The following is a 1,310-nucleotide window of genomic DNA, read 5'->3' as shown; positions in this document are numbered from 1 at the left end:
AGTGGGCGGTACACGCAGGCTGATCCTATTGAGCTACACGGGGGATTCAGTAGGTTTGCCTATGTGGGGGGAATCCGCTCAGCTTCATCGATCCGCTTGGACTGTGCCCATGTGGTGATCCGATCAACCTAATCGACAACGCTCGCGCAGATACGCGAGATTGGAGTAAGCAGGGTGATAGGCGTGAAATCAATAGCGGGTTTGGCCCAGACAAAGATAAGTGCAACCTCTTTGTAGACACCCAATACGAGGGAGCGGGCTACAATCTGCCGAACACCGGGGGGCGCTTTCTATCCCGACTTCTTGAGAAGTACCCGCCTGGTGCAGGCGAACTCTCGAAACCTGGCTATGAAGTCCCTGGATGGCCTACGGTTTCAGGCCCCGCTCAACCTGGAGACTTGATTGCACATGGTGGGCATGTTGGTATCGCAACAAGCTCGAATACGACCATCTCAGCTTCGCCTAGTGGAGTCATTGAAAACCGGTGGGGTTTCCAGGCTGACCAGCAAAGCGTAATCCGGAGGTGCTCATGCGCAAAATGATTACAGCAGCCGTATGGCTTCTTTCGCTGGTTGCAGCTGCGGTCGTCACCCATCATTCCACGAAGGCTGCCTATTACGAGGTGGGCCGAAATAGCGGTTCTATCGACGCAAGTGCAAATGTGCTTAGACGGTTGACCGAGATTGCAGGGGAGATTCCTACGTGCTCCCCTGAGCAGCAGCGTGAGAGCACGCGTGTCGTCGCGGTAAAGGCCGAAGCCATCTACGCCGTTACGAAAGGTCCTGCAACAGTCTCGCTGTGCTTGGCACAGTGAATCGCCCCGGTTTTTGAGGAGGCTCAACACTCTGAGAGGATTGAGCCATGAAGAAGACGAACAAGTTCTCGCCCGAGGTGCGTGAGCGCGCAGTGAGAATGGTGCAGGAGCAGCGCGGGGAGTACCCATCCCTGTGGGCTGCCATCGAATCCATTGCCCCCAAGATTGGCTGCGTGCCGCAGACCCTGAACGAGTGGGTCAAGCGTGCCGAAGTTGATGCGGGCACGCGAGAAGGCGTCACCACAGCCGAAGCCCAGCGGGTCAAGGAGCTGGAGCGCGAGGTCAAAGAATTGCGCCGAGCCAACGAGATTTTGAAGCTGGCCAGCGCGTTTTTCGCCCAGGCGGAGCTCGACCGCCGGCTCAAGTCTTGAGGGCCTTTATCGACCAGCAGCGCAATGCTTTCGGGGTCGAGCCGCTCTGCAAGGTCTTGCAGGTTGCCCCGTCAGCGTATCGGCGCCACGCCGCGCTGGTGCGCGAGCCTCACAAACGCTGCGCC

Annotated in this window: 1 protein-coding gene, 1 pseudogene and 1 other annotated feature; the gene and the pseudogene both read left to right on the top strand. The window is 58.1% G+C overall.

Annotated elements, in window-relative coordinates; genetic code table 11:
• Nucleotides 1–529: 529 nt before the first annotated feature.
• Nucleotides 530–814 (top strand): hypothetical protein, encoded by a 285-nt coding sequence (locus tag ACSQ3D_RS27860; RefSeq protein WP_436129033.1) that lies wholly within the window; start codon nucleotides 530–532, stop codon nucleotides 812–814.
• A gap of 47 nt (nucleotides 815–861) precedes the next feature.
• Nucleotides 862–1,310, top strand: a pseudogene (locus ACSQ3D_RS27855) (transposase); the annotation flags it as partial.
• Nucleotides 1,140–1,256 (top strand) — a sequence feature (AL1L pseudoknot). Its footprint overlaps the pseudogene before it by 117 nt.

Source organism: Acidovorax sp. LjRoot117 (assembly GCF_964252695.1).
Lineage (GTDB): Bacteria > Pseudomonadota > Gammaproteobacteria > Burkholderiales > Burkholderiaceae_C > Acidovorax.
Note: the sequence above shows the minus strand (reverse complement) of the source record. Positions and strands in the feature narration are given on the sequence as shown.

Coding starts and splice junctions, on each gene's coding strand:
- ACSQ3D_RS27860 (WP_436129033.1), top strand. CDS start 530: ATGCGCAAAATGATTACAGCAGCCGTATGGCTTCTTTCGCTGGTTGCA.